Raw genomic sequence first — 22,956 nt, 5'->3', positions numbered from 1 at the left:
TCGCATGTCGACGACTCTCCTCACGTGCGCTGTCGCACCCATGTGGTGGTGCTGTGCTGTGCCTGTGAGTCCGACGGACCGCGGGTTCCGGTGACCGGGCGCGCCCGGTCGGGGTGCGGACCACCGTGGAGCGGGGAGGAGGTCTCGGCTCCGGGCGGGGAGGGCTCCTCCGCTCCGGGCGGGACGGGGGTCCGAGCGGCGGCCGGGATAGGGGCCGGGGTCGCAGGCTCGGACGCAGAGGCAGACGCAGACGCGACTGTGCCCACGGCCGCAGTCGCAGTCGGCGTCGGCGTCGGCGTCGGCGTCGGCGTCGGCAGGTACAGGGTGAACATGGTCCGTCCCGGCACGCTGTCGACGGTCACGGCACCGCCGTGGGCGGCCGCGACGGCCTGCACGATGGCCAGCCCGAGCCCCGTCGATCCGGTGGCGCGCGTCCGTGCGGAGTCGCCCCGCGCGAACCGTTCGAAGACCCGCGGCAGCAACGCCTGCGGGATCCCGGGCCCGTTGTCCTCGACGTCCACGCACAACCAGGCTCCGTACCGCCGCACGCGCGCGGTGACGGTCGTACCGGGCGGCGTGTGGTTGCGGGCGTTGGCGAGCAGGTTGACCAGCACCTGCTGGAGGCGTGCCGCGTCCGCGGCGACGAGCGCCGGCTCCTCGGGCAGTTCCAGCCGCCAGCCGTGGTCGCGACCGGCCGCACGGGCGTCGCTGACGGTGTCGACGACCAGCGGCACGAGGTCGGTCTGCTCGAACTGCAGCGGGCGGCCCGCGTCCAGCCGGGCGAGCAGCAGCAGGTCCTCCACGAGCAGTGTCATCCGCCCGGCCTCGGACTCGATCCGTCCGAGGGCGTGCCGGGTGTCGGGCCCGACCTCCTCCCGGCCGCGCCGGGTGAGTTCGGCGTACCCGCGGATGGAGGCGAGCGGGGTGCGCAGCTCGTGGCTGGCGTCGGCGACGAACTGCCGTACCCGCGTCTCGCTCTGCTGCCGTGCGTGCAGCGCGCCGTGCACGTGGTCGAGCATGCGGTTGAGGGCGGCGCCCACCTGACCGACCTCGGTGTGCGGGTCGCACTCGGACTCCGGGACGCGTTCGCTGAGGTTCACCTCGCCCGAGTGCAAGGGCAGTTCGGAGACGCGGGTGGCGGTGGCGGCGACCCGGCGCAGGGGGCGGGTGGCGACGCCGACCAGCACGAACCCGGCGATGCCCGCGGCGAGCAGGCCGGCGGTGGTCACACTGACCTCGACGAGGATCAGCGTGTTGACGGTGCTGTCGACGTCCTGCGTCGGCAGGGCCACGTAGTACCCGTCGGTGGCGCCCAGGACGGGGACGTACTCGACGCGGTACTCACCCAGTCCCGGGATGTCGACCGAGCGCGCCCTGCCGTCCCTGGGCACGTCGTTCAGCACGGAACGCTGTTGCGCGCCGAGCCGGGTGGCGTTCATGTCCTTGAAGGCGCCGTTGCTGTCGTTCTTGCGCTCGGCGACGGCGGCGCTGGTGACGGTGGAGTGGTCCACCGAGGCGGCGATGGTCTCGGGCTGCGTCGGCACGTGGGTGACGAACGCGTCGATCCGCTGGTTCGCGGGCAGGTCCGCGGCGGGGCCGCCGGGCGCGCTGCCCGGTTTGTCCATGGCCCGCCCGCCGGCCGCGCGCATCGCCGTGTCGTGCACCTTCTCGTCGAGCTGCTCGATCAGGTGCTGGCGCAGCGCGATGGTCGTCACCGTGCCGATGACCGCGCACACCACCGCGATGAGCGCCACGGCCGCGACGACGAGCCGCGTGCGCAGGGTGCGCGGCTGCCGGCCCCGGCGCTGCGTACGCGGCCGCCGCCGCCCGCTCACGACACCGCGGGCTTGATCAGGTACCCGGCACCGCGCCGGGTGTGGATCATCGGCTCACGACCGGCGTCGATCTTCCGCCGCAGGTAGGAGATGTACAGCTCGACGACGTTGGCCTGGCCCCCGAAGTCGTACGACCACACCCGGTCCAGGATCTGCGCCTTGCTGAGCACGCGCCTCGGATTGCGCATCAGGAAGCGGAGCAGCTCGAACTCGGTGGCCGTCAGGTGGATGTTGTCCCCGCCCCGCGACACCTCGTGACTGTCCTCGTCCAGCATGAGGTCCCCCACGACCAGCACGGACTCCGACCGGCGGTCGGCCGCGCCGGAACGCCGGATCAGCCCGCGCAGCCGGGCCACGACCTCCTCCAGGCTGAACGGCTTGGTGACGTAGTCGTCGCCACCGGCGGTCAGCCCGGCGATACGGTCCTCGACGGCGTCCTTGGCGGTCAGGAACAGCACCGGCACGTCGGGCAGCTCGCGCCGCAGCCGCCCGAGGACGGCCAGCCCGTCCATGTCGGGCAGCATCATGTCCAGTACGACGGCGTCCGGCCGGAACTCGCGCGCGGCCTGCACGGCGCCTTGTCCGTTCCCCGCCGTGCGGATCTGCCAGCCCTCGTAGCGGAGGGCCATGGACAGCAGCTCGGTGATCGACAGCTCGTCGTCCACCACGAGCACCCGGACGGGGCTCCCGTCCGGCCTCAGCAGTTCGGTGCGCCCCTGGGGCGAAGTCGTGGTCATGCTGGACACCATGTCGGGGAGCCCTGAGAGCACCCTTTCGCACATCTGTGAATTCCCTGAGAAACCCACAGCCGGCGCTCAGACCGGGCCCGGGATCCACCGGAGTCCGCCGAGCGCCGCCCGGCCCTCGGAACGGGCCCTCCTGCGCCCGACCCTCAGAACAGGCCCTCCTGCGCGGGTACGTCCCTCCGGAACGCCCTTGTCGGCAAGGGCGTTTCCGGCGACCGCCGGCTCCGGCCGCCCGGTCCGCCCGGCGGCGCCGGGACGAGGCCCCAACCCGCCATGAGCCGGGTGTCCAGCACCACCACCTGTCCGTCCCCGCCCGCCAGGTGCAGATCGGGACCGGCGGCAGCGACGAGCTCGCCGCGCACCCCGCCTCCGGCGACCAACTCGCTCACCTGCCCGACGGCCGGCCTCAGCCCCTCGAAGCCGAACACCGCCGTGTGATCCACCGGCCGGAACGGTTCCCGCGCCAGCGACTCCGGCCAGCCGGGGAGGCCCACGGCACGTGCGTGCAGCTCGGCGATCTCCCTCGCCCGCTCGGCGCCGGACCCGGGCAGCGCGGCCCGCACCGCCCGCTTGTCGGCGTACGGAATACGGTCGGGCACCCCCAGTGCGGCCCGCAGCACCTCCTCCGTGCGCCGCGCGGCCATCAGGGGACCGGCTCCGAGCCAGCTGAAGCAGACGGCCCCCTGCTCCAGCAGCCGTGCAGAGCCCCGCTGCACAGCGGTGATGCCGACCTTGACCAGACCGGGGCCGAACCAGGCCAGATACACGTGGTACGGCCGGGGATCGTCGGCCGCCGTGTCGGCGGCCACCGAGTGGGCCCGATCCATGCGGGCGCACTGCTCGCACCGGGCGCCCGTACTGCGCGCCGGCACCTCGGCCCGTACGGGACAGGCATGCCCGCGGGCCCCCACACAGGTCCGTACGCCCCCCTCGACGACCCGGAAGGCCACCTCCCGGCCCCGGGGGAGGGCGGAGCGACGGCCTCCGTCCCAGACCAGCACCGGCCCCTGCGGCCACCACCGCAGCCCCGAACATCTCCACACCTGTGCCATCACGGTGAGCGTAGGGCCCGGCACTGACACGCGGCACTGGAGACAGTGTCCCGGGGGACGTGGGCCCCGGAGAAACGGGCCCTGGGGACGGTCACCGGAGACGGTCCCTGGAGACCGGCCCTTCGGGCTCTCAGCGGTGGCCCGTGGGGTTGCGTCGTCGGGCCCGGTGCCCGTGTGCCGGCCACCGCGCGGCAGGCACGGGGCAGCAGACGGCAGACGGCGACCGGCGGCCCGCGGCCGGAGCGGCAGGCGACGGTGGCGAGCCCTACGCCCCGCCGTGGGCTCGGTCGCGGGCTCCGTCGCGGGCTCGGTCGTGGATCCCGTCGTGGGCCCCGCCGTCGCGGAGTTGCGCCAGGACCACCGGGTCGATCTTCCCCGGCACCAGGCGGTTCTCCAGGTTCTCCACCCCGGCCCAGAGGTCCAGCGAGGCGTACCCGCGCGCGGCGACCAGTCCGCGGACCTCGTCCTCCAGCTCACCCGACAGCTCCAGCAGGGCTTCCGGGTCGGGCGTACCGAACAGCAGCTCGTGCACGTCGAGCAGGCGCCCCAACTCCCCGACGGGGTCGGGGTGATCGTCCACCCGCAGGTCGCAGGCGACATCGCTGCCGCCGCCGTACCCGGCGCCCGGGGACGCCACGTACAGTGCCGCGCTCTGCCGACCGCGGCGGTCACCGCCCGCGCCGTCGCCCGCCGCGAGCGCCGCGAGCAGCCGGCGTTCGAACGGCGCCTCCGGCGAGGACAGCCAGGCGGCCTCCATGGCGTCGATCACCTCGGGACCGGTGAGGATGTTGCCCTGGACCGCGTAGCCGTCGCCCGCCGTCCCGCCGGCCCAGTCCATGCACTCCTCGCCGGTGTACGTCGCCCCCGGGCCCTCACGGCCCACGATCCCCAACTGCCGGTGCCCGCGGTCCGGGTCCGCGGCCACCAGGCCCGCGACGGCGTCGGCGGGCTGCACACCGGTCCGGAGCAGCGCCAGTCCCTGGGGGCGGTAGCGGAGGTTGGCCGCTGCCTGGGTGGCCACCGCACCGGCCCCCGCGGCCACGGCCGGCACCACCGCGCCGACCGCCAGGAACTTGCTCGCCACGGCCACGCCGAAGGCCGAACCGGATCGCGCAACGATCGAGAACGTCATGGCAGACGACAGTAGAGCGCCCCGAGCGGCAGGACCAGGATCCGAGTGGGAGGGACGCACGAGGGGGAGGGACGCGCGAGGGGGTTGAGGGGGTTGGAGAGCGGGGCCGGGGAGCGTGAGGGGGCGTACATGGGGCGCACCGGGGCGCCCAGTGGTGGTGTGGGGAGCGGGAAAGTCGCGCATAAATTCGAGCTCGCGCTCCCGTGTGACAACGGCTTTCCATGATCGTTCGGCTGCTACCTTCGCGCTCTGTGATCCATTCAGACAGCACTGCCGACGACCGCAGTTGTTCCTCCGGGGAGTCGTCGCGCACGCGGGAGGACGCCTACCGTCCCGTCCTCCTGAACCTCACGGAGCCGGAGGGCGAAGCGGCCCTGACGGAGCTTCTGGACTCCGGTGCCGTAAGGGAGATCCATGACCGCATCGACGACCAGTTGGAGGAACTGGCGCGCTGTCTGCGGCCGGGGGAGTCGGCGGACCCGCGCAGCCCGGCGTCCGCAGCCGCAGCCGCAGCCGCAGCCGCAGAAGTGCACGCGGGAACACCCCGCCGGTGTTACGGCACCTGGGTCTGGTACCCGTGGTCCGGACGCCTGGTGCACGTCCTGCCGGCCGAGGAGTTCCGCCTGGTGCGCACCGACCGCAACCGGGACAAGATCACATCGGCCGAGCAGCAGGCGCTGCTCGGCCGCCGTATCGGCGTGCTCGGCCTGTCCGTGGGCAACAGCGCGGCGCTCACCTGCGCCATGGAGGGCGTAGGAGGATCGTTCCGCTTGGCGGACTTCGACCGACTCGGGCTGTCCAACCTGAACCGGTTGCGGGCCGGCGTCCACGACCTGGGCGTGGAGAAAACGGTTCTGTGCGCGCGCCAGATGTACGAGATCGACCCCTATCTCGACATCGAGATCCACCGTGAGGGCGTGACGGAGGAAACCATCGGGGACTTCTTCGGAAACACCCCCGGCTCCGGCTCCGACACCGGCACCGGCACCGGATCCGGCTCCGGCACCGGCACCGGCACCGGCACGGGGCTCGACCTGCTGATCGAGGAGTGCGACACCCCGTGGGCGAAGGTCGCCGCCCGCGAACACGCCCGCGCCCGGCGCGTCCCGGTCCTGATGGACACCAACGACCGCGGGCTGCTGGACGTGGAGCGCTTCGACCTGGAGCCCGAACGCCCCCTCTTCCACGGCCGGATCGGCGGGACCACCGCACGGACCGTCCGCGCCCTCGACACCGCCGGACAGCTCGACCTGCTGCTGCGGATCGTGGACGCGGGCCGTCTCAGCCCGGCCATGACCGACGCCCTCGGCCGGATCGGGCGCACCCTGTCGAGCTGGCCGCAGCTGGCCAGCGGCATCGCGCTCGGCGCGGCCCTGGTCACCGACACGGCCCGGCGCGTCCTGCTGGGCGCACCGGTGCCCTCCGGCCGCTACTACGTCGACCTCGAAGACCTCATCGCCGCCGAGCAGGCCGTCGCCGCCGGAGCCCCGTCATGACCCACGTGCCCGAACTGCACGGCGTGCATTTGTGGCTGCGTGAACTGCGCGCCACCGACCTCGCGCCGTTCGAACGCATCCACACCCATCCCGTCCTGACCCGTTACCTCGGCATCGACCGCATGGAGGCCCGCCAGGCCCAGGACGCCTTCGCGCAGTGCCTCGCCCAGCCCTACAGCCACCCCCGCCGCCGGCACACCCTGGCCATCTGCGCGCCGGGGGACGACACCATGGTCGGCACCATGGGACTCCTCGTCGAGGAGTACGGCAGCAACGCCATGCTCACCGGACTCGTCCTGCTGCCCGACGCACCCGTGCGCGGCCACAGCCACGAGGCCGGACGCCTGCTCATGGCCTACGGCTTCGGCCCGCTCGGCCTGCACCGCATCTGGGCCGGCCACCGCGCCGACCACACCCGCATGGGCGCCATCATGCTCGCCGCAGGCCTGCACCCGGAGGCCACCCTGCGCGAGTTGTTCCGGACCCAGGGCCGCTGGCACGACGTCACCACGTACGCCGCGCTGGGCCGGCAGTGGCGGCACACCGCCACGCCCGCCGAGCAAGCCGTCCTCACCGGCAGCCGCAGCCTCCAGCCTGCGTAGGGCGTGACTCGGCGCCGGTCCGGCGGTCGTCGGGACGAAGGTCCGCCGCCGACTCCGGCCGTTGCCGTGCTCCGCTGTCGTCCGCCCGGCACGCACCGAGGCCCCGGATCTCTCCGGGGCCTCACCCCCCAGGGTCTCCGGAACTCCCCGGGGCCTACAGCATGCTGCGGACTCGGCGCGATGCGAACCTGCGGCCCGCTGATCCGTAGCTCCGGCCGGATCGGACGGCGGTGCTACCGGCTCCCGCGAGGCCCCGAGGGATGGCGGCGCTACCGGGCGGATTCGGGATTCGGTGCGGGGGTTGCGGTACGGGGCTGCTCTACGGCGACCGGGCAGGAAGCGCGTCCCGCCGGTTCCGTCACTGACCGGGAGCAGCCTCGCCTGCGGGCTCGTCCGTGGCGCGCCTGGCCGTCACCAGGTAGCCCACGAAGCGGGCGTCCGGCCTGACCTTAGCCCACCCGTCCGCCCGATTGACCGGAACCAGCACGGTCGTGCCCGGAACGGGGTGGTCCACGTTGTCCGCAGCGCCCGGGGGAACCCCGAAACGGCAGTGCACCTCGGCGATCGACACCACCTCCACCGAGGTGGGTGCGCGCCCCTCGCCCTGTCCGTGATGCTCCTCGCGAAAGTCGATCTCGTCCGCGCGTTCGCTGCCGACGACGTCGGCGTGATCCTCCGGGTCGGTCTCCAGCAGCGTCCAGGAGACGACATCCCCCGGCGCGAAGCTCTGTCCGCAGCACTGCATCTGCCAGTCATCGACCCAAATCGTCAACGTCATGCCGCCATTGTCCGCCGAGCGACCCGTACTCCTCCGGCGGCTGACATCAACCGTTGCCGTACTTCGCTGCTGTACAAACCGGAAACGCCAGAGGCCCCGGATCTCTCCGGGGCCTCTGGCCTGTGCGCACTCGGCAGGATTCGAACCTGCAACCTTCTGATCCGTAGTCAGATGCTCTATCCGTTAAGCTACGAGTGCTTGTCTTCTGTTTTCCTGTCCCCGCCTGCTTCCCTTGCGGCTCGCTCGCGGCGACAGGAAGAACATTACATGACTGCCGCCGACATGTGAAATCCGATTCCCATATGCAGCCTGAGCTGGGAAAACGGTGAGTAGTGGGGGTCTCCCGGAGGCCGGCGGGGCACGGTCGGGTGCGGCATGTCCGAGGGCGTACCCGGGCGCGTCAAGAGGGAGGTCAAGAGGGAGACCGAGAGCGGCCGCGGCAAAGGCGGGGGCGGGAGCGGGGCGGGGGTCCGGACAGAGGGCCGGGGGCTCGGACGAGGGGCCGGAGCTCGGGTGAGGCACCGGGGGCTCTGCCGGTGGCGGGAACGACGAAACCCCGGCCTGATGGGACCGGGGTCTCGCTGATCGAGCGCGGAGGCGGAGGGATTTGAACCCTCGATGGGGGGTAAACCCCAAACCGCATTAGCAGTGCGGCGCCATAGACCGGACTAGGCGACGCCTCCAGCACAACCGCCCGCGCGAGCGCGATCGGTGCGTGCAGATGATGACACAGTCGAGCGTCGTGTCACCAATCGGCTCCCACGGTACTAGGCGGGCGGGCCGGAGAGCAAAGACTTTGCCGCTGGTCGGGCGGGGGTGTGCAACGGGCGCCGAGGCGTCGCGTTAGGCAGGTCATGCCACAGGTCACCTCCGGCGTACTGCGCCGACTCGTCATTCTCACGTTCGCCGCTCTCGCCGTGTGCGCCGGCCCGCCCTCCGCCGCCGCCCGCGCCCACGTCTCCGCCGTCCCACCGGTCCCCGGCTCCGACCCCGCGTCCCCGTCGGGCCGGGACGGGGACGGCGTTCCGGGCGATCACCTCACCGTCACCGTGCGGAACGCGGGACGCGGCCTCGACGGCACCTACGAGCTGCGCTGCCACCCGGCGGGCGGCACGCACCCGGAAGCCGCCGAGGCGTGCCGGACGGTGGACCGGAACACGCGTTGGGGCCGGGAGACCTTCGCGCCGGTGCCCGAGGGCGCCGTGTGCACCATGCAGTACGGCGGACCGGCCACCGCCCGGGTCACCGGGACCTGGGCCGGGCGGCCCGTCGAGGCGGAGTTCGGGCGCGCCGACGGATGCGAGATCGCCCGCTGGGACCGGTTCGTGCCGCTGCTGCCCGCCCCGGACCTGCGGCGCCCCCCGCTCCGGCCGCTGGCCCCGGCCCGCCCGGAGGCTTCCTGAACCGGGGAGTCGCCCGGTGAGCGGGGGCGGATTCCCGGTGGCTCCCGGGGGTGCTGCGCAGGCAGGTCCTCCGCTTCCGGGGCGCGCCGGAGCCGACCCATTTCGGTCACTCGTTCTACGTCACTTCGTCGTGCGACCTCCGTCCCATCCGCCGTCGCGACCGCAACCCGTGCCCGTAGACTCACTCCCGTGACACACCGCGGGCCGATTGGCAAGATGGCCCGAGCGGTAGGCCAGGTGCAGTAACAGGGAGGAAGCGTCTCGTGAGCAGCAGGCCATCCCGAGGCGCTGCTCGCCTCGCTGCGATACTCGACGCTCTGCCGGACGCGTTGGTGCTGGTCAACGCCAACGGGACGGTCGTCAACGCCAACACCATCGCGCTGGAGGCCTTCGAGGCGCCGGGCACGGCGCTCGTCGGTCGGGGGCTGCTCGACCTGCTGCCCCAGTTCGACTCCAAACTGATTCCCGGGTCGATGCGGCGGCCGGATCACATCGACCCGCGCGCCCGCACGAAGCCGACCCGGATGATCGCCCGGCGCACCGACGGCAACGAGTTCCCCGTCGAGGTCACGAGCGCGAATCTGGAGAACGGGCAGCAGGCCTACGACAGCCACCCCTACAGCGGCGACGAGCTGCTCATGCTGGTCGTCCGCGACCTGTCGGGGACCATCGACACCGAGGCGGAACTGGCGCGCTCGCAGCGGCAGACCGAGATGATCCTGCGGGCCGCGTCCGAGGGCGTCGTCGGCACCGACACCGACGGGCGCATCGTCCTCGTCAACCCGGCCGCCGCGCAGATACTCGGCTTCCGTGCCAGCGAACTCGGCGGCCGGGAGCTGCACCCCCTCGTCCTGCACTCGCGGCCCGACGGCTCGTCCTTCCCGTATGCGGAGTCGCCGCTCGCGGACACCCTGCGCTCCGGGCGCAAGCACCGGGTGCGCGGGCAGGTGCTGTGGTCCAAGGGCGGGGACAAGGTGCCGGTAGATCTGACCACCGCGCCCGTGCGGGACGGGGACCAGTTGGTCGGCGCCGTGATGACCTTCACCGACCGGCGGCCCTACGACGCCCTCTCCGAGGAGAAGGCCGCGGTGGAGCAGCGGCACGCCGAGGAGCTGGAGCGGATCAGCGAGGAGCACGCCTCCGACCTCACCGCCCTGCGGCAGAAGCACGTCACCGAGCTGGAGGAGCTGCAGGAGCGGCACGCGGAGGAACTCGCGGCGGGTGAGGAGCGGTATGCCGCGCTCGGCGAGCGGGAGAAGGACCGCCACGAGGCGCTCGCCGCCCGGCACGAGCAGCTGCTGACCCTGCTGGGCGGTTCGCTGCGGGGACCGCTGGACGAGCTGCGCCGCGAGCTGGCCGCGCTCGCCGCGGACGACGCGGGGCAGTTGTGGCCGGAGGCCAACCAGGTCCTGCACCACCTGTCGGCCGGCTACTCGCGGATCACCACCCTCATCGACAACGTCCTCGGCTACCAGCGGCTCGACATCGGCGAGCAGCAGGTGGCCCGCACGAAGGTGATGCTGGACGCGGTCGTCGCCGCCGGTGTCGACGGGGCCGTCGAGCTCATCGGGCCCGGGCGGGTGCAGTTCGCGGTGCACGCGCCGCCCATCGAGGCCGAGGTCGACCCCGGACTGTTCGCCACCGCTCTCGCCCACCTGGTCGCGGACGTGGCGGGAGTCGACGCCACCGGCAACACGCCGGTCGCCGCGGGCGGGTACCTGGACAGCACGGTGGTGGTCGCGGCGGCGCAGCGCGGCGAAGTGGTGCGCATCGAGGTCCGCGGGCCATACGCGGGCGGCGACCCCGTGCACGAACCGATCGTGCGGGGCATCGTGCGCGCCCACGGCGGTGTGCTCCAGACGCACGAGGTGCCGGGTATGAGCGGCAGCGCGTACGTCCTGGAGGTGCCGATCGGCGGCGGGGCGGGGGCCGTTCCGGTCGACGCCGGGATCTCCGCCGGCGCCGGCGGCGTTCCCGTGCCGGCCGCCGCCCCGGTGCCCGCCGGCGACGGGGAGGCGGCCGTCGAGCACGTATCCGGCGGCGGACGGCGGAGGGCCCGGCGCTCCTCGGTCGACGCCTTCCTGGAGAGCGGCGTCCCCCAGGGCGAGTCCGGGCCGGTCGAGCCCGCCGACCCTGCCGACCCCGAGGCCGGCGAGGCCGGCGAGGCCGCCGTGCCGACCGGGCGGCGGCGCCGGCGGGCGGCCCCGCCGGTGGAGGAGCCGCCCGCGGAGACCGGGCAGGGCTCCGGCGGCACCGGGCGTCGCAGGCGCCGCGCGGCGGCCGAGGTACCCGCTGCGGCACCGGGAGCGGAGAACGACGCCGCCCCGGACCCGGCTACTGCGGGACACGGTTCCGGCCGGTCAGCGGCGCAGGATCCCGGGGTCGCCGCAGGTGCCGTGGTCACGGCCGCCGAGTACGCCGCGGGAACCGCGGCTTCGGGCACCGGCCTGGGCGCAGCGGTCCCGCCGCAGGGGGTTCCGGCACCCTCCGGTCGCCGCGCCCGGAGGGACATTTCCGGCGGGGACCGGCACGCCCTACCCCCGGCTCTGCCGGCCGCGACCGAGGCGGCCCCCGCTCCGGCGGAGTCCCCGCAGCCCGGCGGACGCCGCCGGCGTGCTCTGGCCGCCGCCTCCGAGCGCGCCGCCGCGCAGGAGGCGGAGCCGCGTACCGTCTTCGCGCTTCCGCCCGCCGAGGCGGACCGCGCGGCGCGCGGCGGTACGGGTCCCGCCGCCCCGGCCGGGGTGCCCGGACCCGGTGTTCCCGGCGGTGCCCGCACGGACCACGGCCGGCTCGACGCCGTACCGCAGGGCCACACCGACGACCACACTCCGCCGCAGCCGCACCCCACGGAAGCACCCACCGGGCGCCGTCGCCGCGCCGTCGCCCCACTGCCGCCCGCGCAGGCGGGCGAGGCGGCCGGAGCAGCCGCGGGTGCCGGGGCGGCTCACCCGCAGGGCGCCGCGGTACCGGGCATGCCCGGCACGGTCGGCCCAGGGCAGCGGGACGCCGCGGCGGCTCAGGCGGGGGATTCTCCCGCGCCGGTGTCGGCGGCCCCGGTGGTTCCCGCACAGGGCACCGGCGGGACGCAGGGCACAGGCGGGACGCAGGGCAACGGCGGGCGGGACCTGCCCGCGGAGTCCGGTACGGCTCCGGCCCAGGGCCACCCCGGTCACGGCAGGCACGTCGCAGCCGGGCAGCCGATTCCGGCCCGGGGCTCCACGGAACAGCCGGGCGCTGCGGCAGCCGGTCCCGGCGACCACGGCCGGACGGGGCCGTCCGGCGAACCGGGGCGGTCCGGGCAGGCCTTGCCCGCGCAGGCCCACGCCGGGCAGCCCGTCCCTCCGGTGCACGCCGCACCCGCACCTCTCCCTCTCCCCGAGCCCGCGGCCGAACCCGCAGCCACAGCCGCAGCCGCAGCCGCAGCCGGGGAACAGCCGGTCCCGGCCCAGGGTGTTCCCGGCCGGCACGCCCAGCAGGCCCGCCACGCACCGCCGCATCAGGCTGCACCTCCGGCCCAGGTCCCCCCGGCCCAGGTCCCCCCGGCCCAGGTCCCCCCGGCCCAGCTGGCCCCGGCTCAAGTGACCCGGGCCCAGGCTTCCTCGCCGGGCGTGGACGCGTACGGAGCCGCCGTGCAGAACGGGGCTGCGGCGGGATCGCCGGACCGGGTTCCCGGTCGGTCGGCGCCGAGCACGCAGAGTGCGACGCCGGCGCCCGGCACGCCCGTACCGGCGCAGGCACCCACCGCGCCGGCACCCGCGGCTCAGCCGCTGCCCGCTCAACCGCAACCCGCTCAACCGCTGCCCGCGGAGGCTCCCTCCGCACAGGGCACCCCACCGCAGGGCACCCCGGGAGCGCAGTCGTGGCCCGGCGTTGCCGCCGGCGCCGGTACGGGAACGCCTCTCCCGGGGCAGGCACCGGTGACGCCCGGCACCGACGGAGCGGCCCTGCCACCCGGCTCGGCCGCCCCGCAGACTCCCGGCGCCCAGCAGACTGCCGGCGCCGCCGACGCCCCGGGCAAACCGAACGAACCGGGCGCGCGCGGCGCCGAGGACGGACCGGACGCCACTCCGGCACCGGGCACCCCGCTCCCACCGGAGGCAGGGGCCCCGGCCGCCCAGCCGCTGCCCGCCGAGGCGGCCGTTCCGGTCGACCCGGACTCCACCCAGGGGCGCGCGATCAGCGTGCGGACCCTGGGGCAGGGAGTGCCGTTCACCCGCCAGGCGGCACAGGTGCAGCAGCCCGGGGCGACTCCGCCGCCGCACGGGCCGGGCGGTAGCGGCCGGCGCCGCAAACTGGGCACGCCGCCGGACCCGGCCGCGCGCTCGGAGAAGTCCGCCCGGCCTCAGCCGGCGGCCGAGCAGGGAGCCGCGACCCAGTCGGCCCGACCGCAGCCGGCGGCTCCGGGACCGGCGCGCCCCGCGCCGGGCACCGAGGGCGGGGGCCGGTCGTACGCCATAGGCGCACCGGACAGGAACGCCGCCGAGGGGCCCGAACCGCTGGACGGTCCGGGCGGCGCCGTGGAGGTGGCGGACCCGCCGCGGCCGCAGCCCCTGGACGACGAGCTGCCCCCGGAGCCGCTCGACAACCCGCGTCGGCTGCTGGTGTGGCCCGCACCGGACGTGTCGACCCAGCAGGCGCTCAGCAACCGCGGGTACCGGCCCGTCATCGTGCACTCCCGCGACGAGGTCGACGCGCAGATCGCGGCGTTCCCGGCCGCGCTGTTCGTCGATCCGCTGACCGGGCCGATCACCCGGACCGCGCTCCAGTCGCTGCGTCAGGCGGCGGTGGCCGCGGAGGTGCCGGTGATGGTCACGGCCGGTCTGGGGCAGGCCACCCGCGACGCGGCCTACGGCGCCGATCCGGCCGTGCTGCTGAAGGCGCTCGCGCCGCGGGACAGCGAGCAGCACCCGCCGCGGGTGCTGCTCATCGAGGAGCACGCGGAGATCGCGCTGGCCCTGACCGCGACGCTGGAGCGGCGCGGGATGCAGGTGGCACGGGCGGCGAGCGACGCCGACGCGGTGACGCTGGCCGGGCAGTTCCGTCCGAACCTCGTCGTCATGGACCTGATGCAGGTGCACCGGCGCCGGGCCGGGATCGTGGACTGGCTGCGGGCGAACGGGCAGCTCAACCGGACCCCGCTGGTCATCTACACGGCCGCCGTCGACCAGGCGGACCTGCCCCGGCTGGCCTCGGGCGAGACGGTGCTGTTCCTGGCCGAGCGGTCCACGAGCGACGAGGTCCAGGACCGGATCGTGGACCTGCTGGCGCGCATCGGCACCAACTGAACCGGCTGCCCGCTCGCCGCAGCCACCGGGCCGCCTCCGGTGCACCGGAGGTCCGCCACGCGGCAGCCGAGCGGAACAGCGGCAGCCGGGCGGAACAGCGGCGGACGAGCGGCAACCGGGCGGAGCGGCGGCCGGGTGAACGGTGGGCTGCGGTCAGGGTGCGACGACCTTGCGTGCCGCCTCCTTCACCGAGGCGCGCAAGCGGTTGTGGTCGGTGGCGTCGGCACCCACCAGGATGCGGCTCATCTGCGGGACGACGGTGGCCCAGTTGGCCATCGCGATCAGGAGGAACAGCAGGTCGCCGGGCGGGATGGTGTCGGTGACCGCACCGCGTTCCTGGGCGTCCCGGAAGGCGGCGACCTTGCGGGCGTAGTGCTCCTGGCGGGCGGTCTCGTCGGGGAGTTCGGCGCTGCCGTACTCGATGCCCTCCCAGTACAGCAGTCGCAGCAGCTCGGGATGGTCGGCGTGGTAGTCCATGAGCCGGTCCATCCAGCCGTCGACGTCGTCCGGGTCGACCGGGACCGCGGCGGCGAGATCGACCATGCACCGGCCGAGGACCTGGGAGAAGAGTTCGGCCTTGTTGCCGAAGTAGGCGTAGATCAGCTGCTTGTTGGCCCTGGCCTCGGCCGCGATGCGGTCGATGCGGGCGCCCGCGATGCCGTGGCGGGCGAACTCGGCGACCGCCGCCTCGAAGATCCGCGCCCTGGTGGCCTCGGGGTCTCTCACTGCCATGGGCGAAGCGTACCCCCAGTCAACCAACTATTTGGTTGACAGCCGTCGCGCGGGAGGAACAGACTGACTCCATCTTCCAACCAACCAGTTAGTTGTTGAAGTCGGCTCTAAGGAGTCCCAGCGCCCATGCCGTCGACATCCACCACCCCCGAAACCAGCACCACCCCCAACCTCAGCCCCAACCTCAGCCCCAGCCCGAGCCCCAGCCCCAGCCCCAGCCCGACGGCAGCAGCAGCGACGACAGCGCCCTTCACCCCGTCCGGCCACCCGGGAGAACCGGGGCCGCGATCGGGACCGGGGCCGCGATCGGGACCGGGGCCGCGATCAGGACCGGGGCCGGAGCCGGGGCCGGATCCAGAGCCGGGCGGGCGCCGATCCGCCTTCTTCCTGCCCCTGATCGCCGTCTGCACCGCCGTCACCGCGTCCAACATCTACCTCGCGGCCCCGCTGCTCCCGTTGATCGCGCGTGAGCAGCACACCACCGCCTCGGCAGTCGCCTGGATCGCCTCCATCGCCCAGCTGGGCTACGCCGTCGGTCTGCTCCTCTTCGCCCCGCTCGGCGACGGCGTCAACCGGCGCCGGCTGGTCGGCGCGCTGACCGCGGTCACCGCGACCGGGCTCGCCGCCGCGGCCGCCGCACCGGGCACCACCGGACTGGCCGTCGCCGTGTTCGTCGCCGCCGCCGCGACCGTCATCCCGCAGCTCCTGGTGCCGCTGGTCGCCGAACGGGCCCCCGCCGACCGGCGCGCCCGGCACGTCGCCGCCGTCATAGCCGGCCTGTTCACCGGCATCGTCGCCGCCCGGGTGCTGGGCGGGCTGGCCGGTCAGGCCTTCGGCTGGCGGTGGGTGTTCGCGGGCTCGTCCGTACTGACCCTGGCCCTCGGACTGGCCACGACCCTGGTCCTTCCGTCGGCGAGGCGCCCCCGCACCGGCTCGTTCCCGGCCGGTATCGCGGCGCTGCCGGCACTGATGCGCCGTTCGCCGGAACTGTGGCGGGCCTGCCTGCGCCAGGCCGGGATGTTCGGCGCGTGGAGCGCCCTGTGGACCTCGCTCGCGCTGCTGCTGACCGGCCCGCCCTACGGCCTGTCCACCGCGACCGCCGGCCTCTTCGGCCTGTTCGGGCTCAGCGCCAGCGCGGTGGCGCCGCTGGCCGGGGGACTGGTCGACCGCTTCGGAGCCGAACGGGTCGTGCGGTCCGCGTATCTGCTGGCCGCCGGGTCGGTGCCGCTGTTCTGGCTCGGCGGGCAGGTGATCGCGGCCCTGTTCGTCGCCGCGGTCGCGGTGCACGCCGCCCTGGTCGCCTCGCACGTCGCCAACCAGACCCTGGCCCTGACCACCACCACGACCCCGGCCGCCGCCAACACCGCCTACGTGGTCAGCGGCTTCGCGGGCGGCGCCCTCGCCTCCGCCCTGGCCGGCCCGGCCTTCGGCCACCTCGGCTGGGGCGGGGTGTGCGCGGTGGCCGGGCTGTGGCTGCTGATCGGCTGGTGCGTCACCGCCGTACAACGGTGACGCACCCGGCGGCGATCACAACGTGGTGATGTCCAGGCCGCCGTCGGCGTACTTCCTGCGCAGCACCTTCTTGTCGAACTTGCCGACGGAGGTCTTCGGCACCGCCTCGACGACCGTCCAGCGCTCCGGCAGCTGCCACCTGGCGATGTGCCCCTCCTCGGCGAGGAAGGTGCGCAGCGAGGTGAAGTCGGCGGTGGCGCCCTCCTTCAGCACGACGGTCGCCAGCGGGCGCTCGCCCCACTTGTCGTCGGGCACCGCGACCACGGCGGCCTCGGCGACGTCCGGATGCGACATCAGGGCGTTCTCCAGGTCGACCGAGGAGATCCACTCGCCGCCGGACTTGATGACGTCCTTGGCGCGGTCGGTGAGGGTGAGGAAGCCGTCGGACGAGATAGTGCCGACGTCGCCGGTCTTCAGCCAGCCGTCCTCGCTGAACTTGTCGGCGGGGCGCAGCGGATCGGCGTCGGGGCCGTTGTAGTAGGCACCGGCGATCCACGGGCCGCGGACCTCGAGCTCACCGGCCGACTCGCCGTCCCAGGGGAGCCGTTCACCGCCGGGTCCGGTCAGCCGGGCCTCGACCGAGGCGGGGAAGCGGCCCTGCGTGAGGCGGTAGCCGAACTCCTCGTCGGTACCGATCGCGTGGGCCGGCGGGCGGGCCACCGTGCCGAGCGGGGACGTCTCCGTCATGCCCCAGGCGTGGCAGACCCGCATGCCGAGCCGGTCGAAGGCCTCCATCAGGGAGGGCGGGCAGGCCGAACCGCCGATGGTGACCTGGCCGAGGGAGGAGACGTCACGGGGCCGGGCGGTCAGCTCGGCGAGCAGGCCCTGCCAGATGGTCGGTACGGCCGCCGCGTGCGTGGGCTTCACCCGCTCGATCATCTCGGCGAGCGGCACGGGCTGAAGGAAACGATCCGGCATGAGCAGGTTCACCCCGGTCATGAAGGTCGCGTGCGGCAGCCCCCAGGCGTTCACGTGGAACTGCGGAACCACGACCAGGGAGGTGTCCTGGTCGGTCAGGCCCATCGACTGGGCCATGTTGACCTGCATGGAGTGCAGGTAGACGGAGCGGTGGCTGTACACCACGCCCTTCGGGTCGCCGGTGGTTCCGGAGGTGTAGCACATGGCCGCGGCCTGGCGTTCGTCCAGCTCGGGCCAGTCGTAGGCGACGGGCTTCCCGGCGAGCAGGTCCTCGTACTCGTGCACCCGTACCGGCGCCTCGGCCAGCGGCGCGCGATCACCGGGACCCGCCACCACGACGTGCTCGACCGTCTTCAGGTGCGGCAGCAGCGGCGCGAGCAGCGGTACCAGCGAGCCGTTGACGATGATCACCCGGTCGGCGGCGTGGTTGACGATCCAGGCCAGCTGCTCCGGGGGCAGGCGCAGGTTGAGGGTGTGCAGCACGGCGCCCATGGAGGGGATCGCGAAGTAGGCCTCGACGTGCTCGGCGTTGTTCCACATCAGGGTGGCGACCCGGTCGTCGTCGGCGACCCCGAGGTCCTCGCGCAGGGCGTGAGCGAGCTGCGCCGCACGGGTTCCGATCTCCGCGTAGGAGCGGCGCTGCGGCTCGCCCTCGCCGGTCCAGGTGATCACCTGTGATGTGCCGTGGACCTGCGATCCGTGAGTCAGGATCCTGGAGATCAGCAGCGGTACGTCCTGCATGGTGCTCTGCACGGCGTCCTCCCGGGCGACGTTGCCTACGCGGTGGTAACACTTGCGGTTCCGCTGATTCTGCGCACATACCACGCGGTATGTCACTAGGGGAGGACGATCGATCACCGCACGCCGCAGCACCGCTGCGGCCCGTTACCGGACAAGTCCCAGCTCAGGGTCGTCGCGCAGCTTTCCCAGAGCCCGCGACACGGCCGACTTCACCGTACCTACCGACACGCCGAGCACCTCGGCCGTCTGCGTCTCACTGAGGTCCTCGTAGTAGCGCAGGACGACCATCGCCCGCTGCCGGGTCGGCAGTTTCATGATCGCCCGCCACATGGCGTCGCGCAGCGCCTGCCGCTCGGCCGGGTCACCCGCGGCGGCCGCCGGCTCCGGCTCGGGCAGCTCGTCGGTCGCGAACTCGTCCACCTTGCGCTTGCGCCACTGCGAGGTGCGCGTGTTCAGCAGCGCCCTGCGCACGTATCCGTCCAGCGCCCGGTGGTCCTCGATCCGGTCCCAGGCGACGTACGTCCTGGCGAGCGCGGTCTGCAGCAGGTCCTCCGCGTCGCTCGGGTTGGCCGTCAGCGACCGGGCGGTACGCAGCAGGACCGGCCGGCGGGCCATGACGTAGGAGGTGAACGACGGGTGGGAGGGAGTCCGCGGCGCCGGTGCAGCGGCCGTGGCAGCGCTGGTGCAGACGGGTGTGGTCATGGCTCCACGCTAGGAGCCGGGAACCCCGCGCGGATCGGCCGCAGGTCCTGAAGCGGACTCCGCCTCAGGGTGTAGAAGCGGAGCCTGCCGCACCTCCTGTGGGTGGACGAACGGCCGACGGGTACTGCGGGTTCCCCCCTGGGGGACGGCACGCGGCAGGGGAACCCGGCGGTACGGGGGTACCGGAGTGGCGGTACGGGCGTGGCGGTACGGGAGTGGCAGTACGGGCGTGGCGGTACAGGAGTGGCGGTACTGGAGTGGCGGTACTGGAGTGGCGGTACGGCGGGGCCGACGGTACAGGGGCGGGCGCGAGAAACCCGGCGGTGCCACCCGGGCCCTCCAGGGCCGGGAGGGGCGGCCCCGCGCGCGGAAGCGTCCAAGTCCGTCGCCGGATGGAGCATCACCTTCTCCAGGGGCGGCCCGTGTACGCGGAAGCGTCCGCGCGACGGCACCGAAGTACCGCCGTGCGGACGCTGCGCACCCCGGGAGCACACCCGGATCGGGGGTGGTCGCGTCGGCGCCGGCGCGACCACCCCCTCAGCTCACCACCACAGCGGGGAGAAGCTGACCGCGACGTTGTCGTTCCCCTGGTTGACGGCCGTGAACGCGGAGCCGTCGACCTGCGCGGTGTTGCTCTGGTTCGAGGCACCGGAGCCGATCGCCTGCTGCTGCGTGGTGGACGAGTTGCCGCTGTTGGCGCCTCCGACGCCACTGCCGATGATGCCCTGGGACGCATTGGTGACGGCCGCGCTCGATCCGCCGTCCGCGAAGGCGCCGTTGTCCGCCGTCGCGACGCCGGCGAAGAGGGCCGCGGCGAGCGGGACGGCGGAGACGGCGGCGAGAACGCGGGCGGTACGGATGCTTGCCATGTGTGTTCCTCCTGAACCGGGTACGCGCCGGCCCGGCGGGCCGGCGCGTACATCAACTACAGCTATTACCAAGGCGGTTGGCCGACCGCCTTACTGCTGTGCACGACGTCGCGAGACCAGGGTTGCCCAGCGGACAACCGTCTTACCACCCGGTAAGCCGTTATTCGCCCTCAAGCGTGATGACAAGTCGATAAACCCCTTTGCACCCCCCGTGCGCCTATTTCGTGACAGTCCGGACAATCAGCCCCAAGCACCGCAAGAGGTGGAACGTTTCGCCGGAGTTCCGGCAAACCTCCCCCACCGACACCTCACCCGACCCCGCACTTCCCTATTTCGAACCCTTGTACGAAAATGGAGTCATGGCCACCCTCCCCCGGCAGGCCAGTACGCTGGCCCTCGCCCACGCGCTGTCGGCCGCCGAACGCGGTCTGGCCGTCCTCCCCCTCTCCCGCACCAAACTCCCGGCCCTGCGCTCCCCCCATCGCACGACCCCGGACCGGGCCGGCCCGCCCTGCCACGGCGAGTGCGGCCGTTTCGGCCACGGCGTGTACGACGCCTCCACCGACCCGGCACGGATCCGCGCCCTCTTCGCCGCCGCCCCCCGGGCGACCGGCTACGGCATCGCCTGCGGTCTGCCGCCCCACCATCTGATCGGCGTCGACCTCGACACCAAGTCCGGCACGGACTCCTCGGCAGCACTGCGTGAACTGGCCCTGCGCCACCTGTTCACCCTCCCGCCCACGGTCGTCGTGCTGACCCCGTCCGGCGGCCGCCACCTCTGGCTGACCGGACCCCCGGACCTCGTCGTGCCCAACTCCGCCGGCCGGCTGGCCCCCGGCATCGACATCCGCGGCGCCGGCGGCTACCTCGTAGGCCCCGGCTCCCGGACCGACCACGGCGTCTACACCGTCGCTCCCGGCACCGCACACCTCGCACCCGCCGCGTGCCCGACCGCCCTGCTACGCCTGCTGCTCCCCCCGCCCCGCCCGCACCACCCGGCACCGGCCGACGGGTCGCACGGCCGGGGGCTGGTCCAGTTCGTAGTCGGCGCACACGAGGGCCAGCGCAACACCCGCCTGTTCTGGGCGGCCTGCCGCGCCTACGAGAACGGCCTCGGCCCCGTACTGCTCGCCCCGCTCGTCGACGCGGCGCTCGCCACGGGACTCACCGAACGCGAGGCGCGGGCGACGATCGCATCGGCGGCACGACTCACCCGACACAGGCCGTGAGAGCCCACCGCCCGGCGACGAGGAGAACGGACAGGGGGAGGCCGGCAGCCGGCCTCCCCCTGTCCTGAGGACCGCGCCCCCGGCCGGCGCAGGCCTCTTGCCGGTGGACGCGGTCAGCGCGGACTCCTGCCGCCGCGCGGTCAGCGCAGGCGCATGGCCTCTCGCATCGTGGTGAACAGGTCGGTCTGGTTGGTCACACCGAGGACGCGGTAGGCGAGCGGCCCCTGCGCGGCGATGCGCACCTGGGTGCCGGTGTGCTCCTGGGACCGACCCGGGGTGTTGGTCGAGTAGTTGACCTTCATCTGCTGGCCCTCATCGGTGACGAGGGTGGAGGACATGCCGGGCGGGTTCGCGTACAGCGGGACGATCTGGCTCGTGTGGCCGTGGTCGGCGCTGGTCACGACGAGGGTGTCCGGGTGCTTGGCTGCGTAGGCGCGGGCCACCTTGACCGCCGCGTCGAAGGCGACGGTCTCACCGATCTGGGCACAGGGGTTGGCGGCGTGGTCCTGCTTGTCGATGGAGGCACCCTCGACCTGCAGGAAGAAGCCCTTCCGGGAGTGCTTCCGGTGCTGCTTGGCCTCCAGCAACTGGATCGCCTTGGCCGTGGAGTCGGCCAGGCTCGGCATGTCGGCGGGGCGCTCCGGGTTCGAGGTCACGCAGCGCTGCGGGTCGGTGCCGCCGACCGCGGCCGTCTCGCCCGTCCACTCGGTCGGCATGTTGCCGGAGGAGAACAGGCCGAGGACCGGCTTGCCCGGCTTGGCCGCGTTCATCGAGGCGGAGTCGGTGACGACCTGGTATCCGAGGCGCTGCGCCTGCTCGGTGACGGTCAGTCCCTTGTACCTGCCGTCGGTGACCGTCTGGTCGAACCGCCGCCGGCCGCCGCCGAAGAGGACGTCGACCTTGTGGTTGACGGACTGCTCGGCGATCGAGCCGGGGCCGCCGGCCGCGAGGGTGTCCCCGGGGCACGCGGCCATGTCCGCCGGCCCCTGGCAGGAGCGGGCGGTGACATGCGCGGCCAGCACCGCGGGGGTGGCGTCGGTCAGCTCGGCGGTCGTCACGCTGCCGGTGGCGAACCCGTTGTGCTGCGCGAGCTCCAGGATGGTGGGAACGGCCCTGTCGGTGCCCGGCGTCTTGGAGATACGGCCGTTGACCGTCTTCACACCGGTCGCCCAACCGGTGCCGCTGGCGGCGGAGTCGGTGACGTAGTCCGGAGTACCGTCCTCGTGCACCGCGTACGTGGTGTAGGCGCCGGTGAGCGGGAAACGGTCCATGTTCAGGCGGCCGGCGGCACCAACCGTGTAGTTGCGGGCGAGAGTGATCTCCGAGTCGCCCATTCCGTCACCGATCAGCAGGATGACGTTCTTCGCCCTGCCGCCCTGGATGGCGTGCTGGGCGTGGTGCCGGGTGTCGGAGGCACCGGCGGTGGTCGTGACGGCCGCGGCGACCACGGTCGCGGCGACCACTGCGGTGGCGAGGGTGAGATGACGGCGGGTCGGGCTGGGCATGGATACGACTCCTCGAAGCGTCCGGCGTCCGGCATCCGGCATCCCACGTGCACCTGCGGGAGCCGACGCGGGCCAGACCACCAGCCGAGAGCGGCGCGGCGGTGAACGACCGGCCGAGTCGGCGCATCGAGGACATGACACGCTCGGCTTCCGGCAGTGCACCCGCGCCCCGACCCGGCACAGCGCCGGCGTACAGCCGCGAGAGCAGCGGTTCGACCGGCCGTCCCACGCGTTCGGCGGCCCGCGACGTCGGTCACGGCACCGCACGGAGAGGCCACTCGCGCGACGACGCAACCCGCGGGGAGAGTCGACTCGCGTCCTGAGGCGGCTCGCACGGAAAGCCGCGAGCACGGAAAGCCGCTCGCCCGGAGAAGCGGGACCCGCTCACACCACGGCGGGCCACTCACACCACGGCGGGC

16 protein-coding genes and 2 tRNA genes are annotated in these 22,956 nt (G+C 73.6%); 6 read left to right on the top strand and 12 right to left on the bottom strand.

The window, feature by feature from the left end; all coding sequences use genetic code 11:
• Positions 1-20 precede the first annotated feature (20 nt).
• From ACL02U_RS01420 to ACL02U_RS01405, 4 genes are all read right to left on the bottom strand, one after another.
• Positions 21-1,835 carry an ATP-binding protein gene (locus tag ACL02U_RS01420; RefSeq protein ID WP_412788708.1) on the bottom strand — a complete coding sequence of 605 codons (1,815 nt, stop codon included), beginning with the start codon at positions 1,833-1,835 and terminating at the stop codon, positions 21-23.
• On the bottom strand, positions 1,832-2,572 hold the full coding sequence (locus ACL02U_RS01415; protein ID WP_412788707.1) for a response regulator transcription factor: 741 nt from the start codon (positions 2,570-2,572) through the stop codon (positions 1,832-1,834). The genes ACL02U_RS01420 and ACL02U_RS01415 overlap by 4 nt, the downstream gene beginning before the upstream one ends.
• Before the next feature lie 155 nt (positions 2,573-2,727).
• Entirely contained in the window at positions 2,728-3,633 is a 906-nt protein-coding gene (locus tag ACL02U_RS01410; protein WP_412788706.1) for a DUF2797 domain-containing protein, read from the bottom strand.
• 265 nt (positions 3,634-3,898) lie between these two features.
• The gene (locus ACL02U_RS01405) at positions 3,899-4,765 is read right to left on the bottom strand and encodes a DUF1028 domain-containing protein (RefSeq protein ID WP_412788705.1); all 867 of its coding nucleotides are present in this window, start codon (positions 4,763-4,765) and stop codon (positions 3,899-3,901) included.
• A gap of 251 nt (positions 4,766-5,016) precedes the next feature.
• Here ACL02U_RS01405 and ACL02U_RS01400 point away from each other — a divergent pair, with 251 nt between their 5' ends.
• The gene (locus tag ACL02U_RS01400; RefSeq protein ID WP_412788704.1) at positions 5,017-6,261 is read left to right on the top strand and encodes a ThiF family adenylyltransferase; all 1,245 of its coding nucleotides are present in this window, start codon (positions 5,017-5,019) and stop codon (positions 6,259-6,261) included.
• Complete coding sequence (locus tag ACL02U_RS01395) at positions 6,258-6,863, top strand: GNAT family N-acetyltransferase (RefSeq protein WP_412788703.1); 606 nt, start codon at positions 6,258-6,260, stop codon at positions 6,861-6,863. Before ACL02U_RS01400 ends, ACL02U_RS01395 begins: the two co-directional genes overlap by 4 nt.
• A gap of 358 nt (positions 6,864-7,221) precedes the next feature.
• Here the strand turns inward: ACL02U_RS01395 and ACL02U_RS01390 are convergent, their stop codons facing one another.
• The 3 genes from ACL02U_RS01390 to ACL02U_RS01380 all read right to left on the bottom strand — a co-directional run bounded on the left by ACL02U_RS01390 (position 7,222) and on the right by ACL02U_RS01380 (position 8,324).
• A complete protein-coding gene (locus ACL02U_RS01390; protein ID WP_412788702.1) occupies positions 7,222-7,641 on the bottom strand; it encodes a DUF6578 domain-containing protein in 420 nt (139 codons plus the stop codon).
• A gap of 125 nt (positions 7,642-7,766) precedes the next feature.
• Positions 7,767-7,839: transfer RNA gene (locus ACL02U_RS01385), tRNA-Arg, on the bottom strand.
• Positions 7,840-8,233: 394 nt separating this feature from the next.
• Positions 8,234-8,324 (bottom strand) — tRNA-Ser (locus tag ACL02U_RS01380).
• Between the two features lie 171 nt (positions 8,325-8,495).
• Here ACL02U_RS01380 and ACL02U_RS01375 point away from each other — a divergent pair.
• Complete coding sequence (locus ACL02U_RS01375; RefSeq protein ID WP_412788701.1) at positions 8,496-9,044, top strand: SSI family serine proteinase inhibitor; 549 nt, start codon at positions 8,496-8,498, stop codon at positions 9,042-9,044.
• A 263-nt stretch (positions 9,045-9,307) separates the two neighbouring features.
• Positions 9,308-14,329, top strand: a complete 5,022-nt coding sequence (locus tag ACL02U_RS01370) for a PAS domain-containing protein (RefSeq protein WP_412788700.1) — start codon at positions 9,308-9,310, stop codon at positions 14,327-14,329.
• 153 nt (positions 14,330-14,482) lie between these two features.
• On the opposite strand, the gene ACL02U_RS01365 is transcribed toward ACL02U_RS01370, so the two are convergent.
• A complete protein-coding gene (locus tag ACL02U_RS01365) occupies positions 14,483-15,061 on the bottom strand; it encodes a TetR family transcriptional regulator (protein WP_412788699.1) in 579 nt (192 codons plus the stop codon).
• Positions 15,062-15,187: 126 nt separating this feature from the next.
• Here ACL02U_RS01365 and ACL02U_RS01360 point away from each other — a divergent pair, with 126 nt between their 5' ends.
• The gene (locus ACL02U_RS01360; protein ID WP_412788698.1) at positions 15,188-16,573 is read left to right on the top strand and encodes an MFS transporter; all 1,386 of its coding nucleotides are present in this window, start codon (positions 15,188-15,190) and stop codon (positions 16,571-16,573) included.
• 15 nt (positions 16,574-16,588) lie between these two features.
• On the opposite strand, the gene ACL02U_RS01355 is transcribed toward ACL02U_RS01360, so the two are convergent.
• The 3 genes from ACL02U_RS01355 to ACL02U_RS01345 all read right to left on the bottom strand — a co-directional run bounded on the left by ACL02U_RS01355 (position 16,589) and on the right by ACL02U_RS01345 (position 19,803).
• Positions 16,589-18,232 carry a long-chain fatty acid--CoA ligase gene (locus ACL02U_RS01355; protein ID WP_412788818.1) on the bottom strand — a complete coding sequence of 548 codons (1,644 nt, stop codon included), beginning with the start codon at positions 18,230-18,232 and terminating at the stop codon, positions 16,589-16,591.
• Between the two features lie 144 nt (positions 18,233-18,376).
• The gene (locus ACL02U_RS01350) at positions 18,377-18,934 is read right to left on the bottom strand and encodes a SigE family RNA polymerase sigma factor (protein WP_412788697.1); all 558 of its coding nucleotides are present in this window, start codon (positions 18,932-18,934) and stop codon (positions 18,377-18,379) included.
• A gap of 542 nt (positions 18,935-19,476) precedes the next feature.
• Positions 19,477-19,803 (bottom strand): hypothetical protein, encoded by a 327-nt coding sequence (locus ACL02U_RS01345; RefSeq protein WP_412788696.1) that lies wholly within the window; start codon positions 19,801-19,803, stop codon positions 19,477-19,479.
• 359 nt (positions 19,804-20,162) lie between these two features.
• On the opposite strand from ACL02U_RS01345, the gene ACL02U_RS01340 reads away from it, so the two are divergent.
• On the top strand, positions 20,163-21,032 hold the full coding sequence (locus tag ACL02U_RS01340) for a bifunctional DNA primase/polymerase (RefSeq protein ID WP_412788695.1): 870 nt from the start codon (positions 20,163-20,165) through the stop codon (positions 21,030-21,032).
• 140 nt (positions 21,033-21,172) lie between these two features.
• Here the strand turns inward: ACL02U_RS01340 and ACL02U_RS01335 are convergent, their stop codons facing one another.
• Entirely contained in the window at positions 21,173-22,537 is a 1,365-nt protein-coding gene (locus tag ACL02U_RS01335) for an alkaline phosphatase (protein WP_412788694.1), read from the bottom strand.
• Positions 22,538-22,956 lie beyond the last annotated feature (419 nt).

The sequence above is a fragment of the Streptomyces sp. MS06 genome, from assembly GCF_047200655.1.
GTDB lineage: Bacteria > Actinomycetota > Actinomycetes > Streptomycetales > Streptomycetaceae > Streptomyces.
This window is presented reverse-complemented; position numbering and strand designations above follow the sequence as displayed.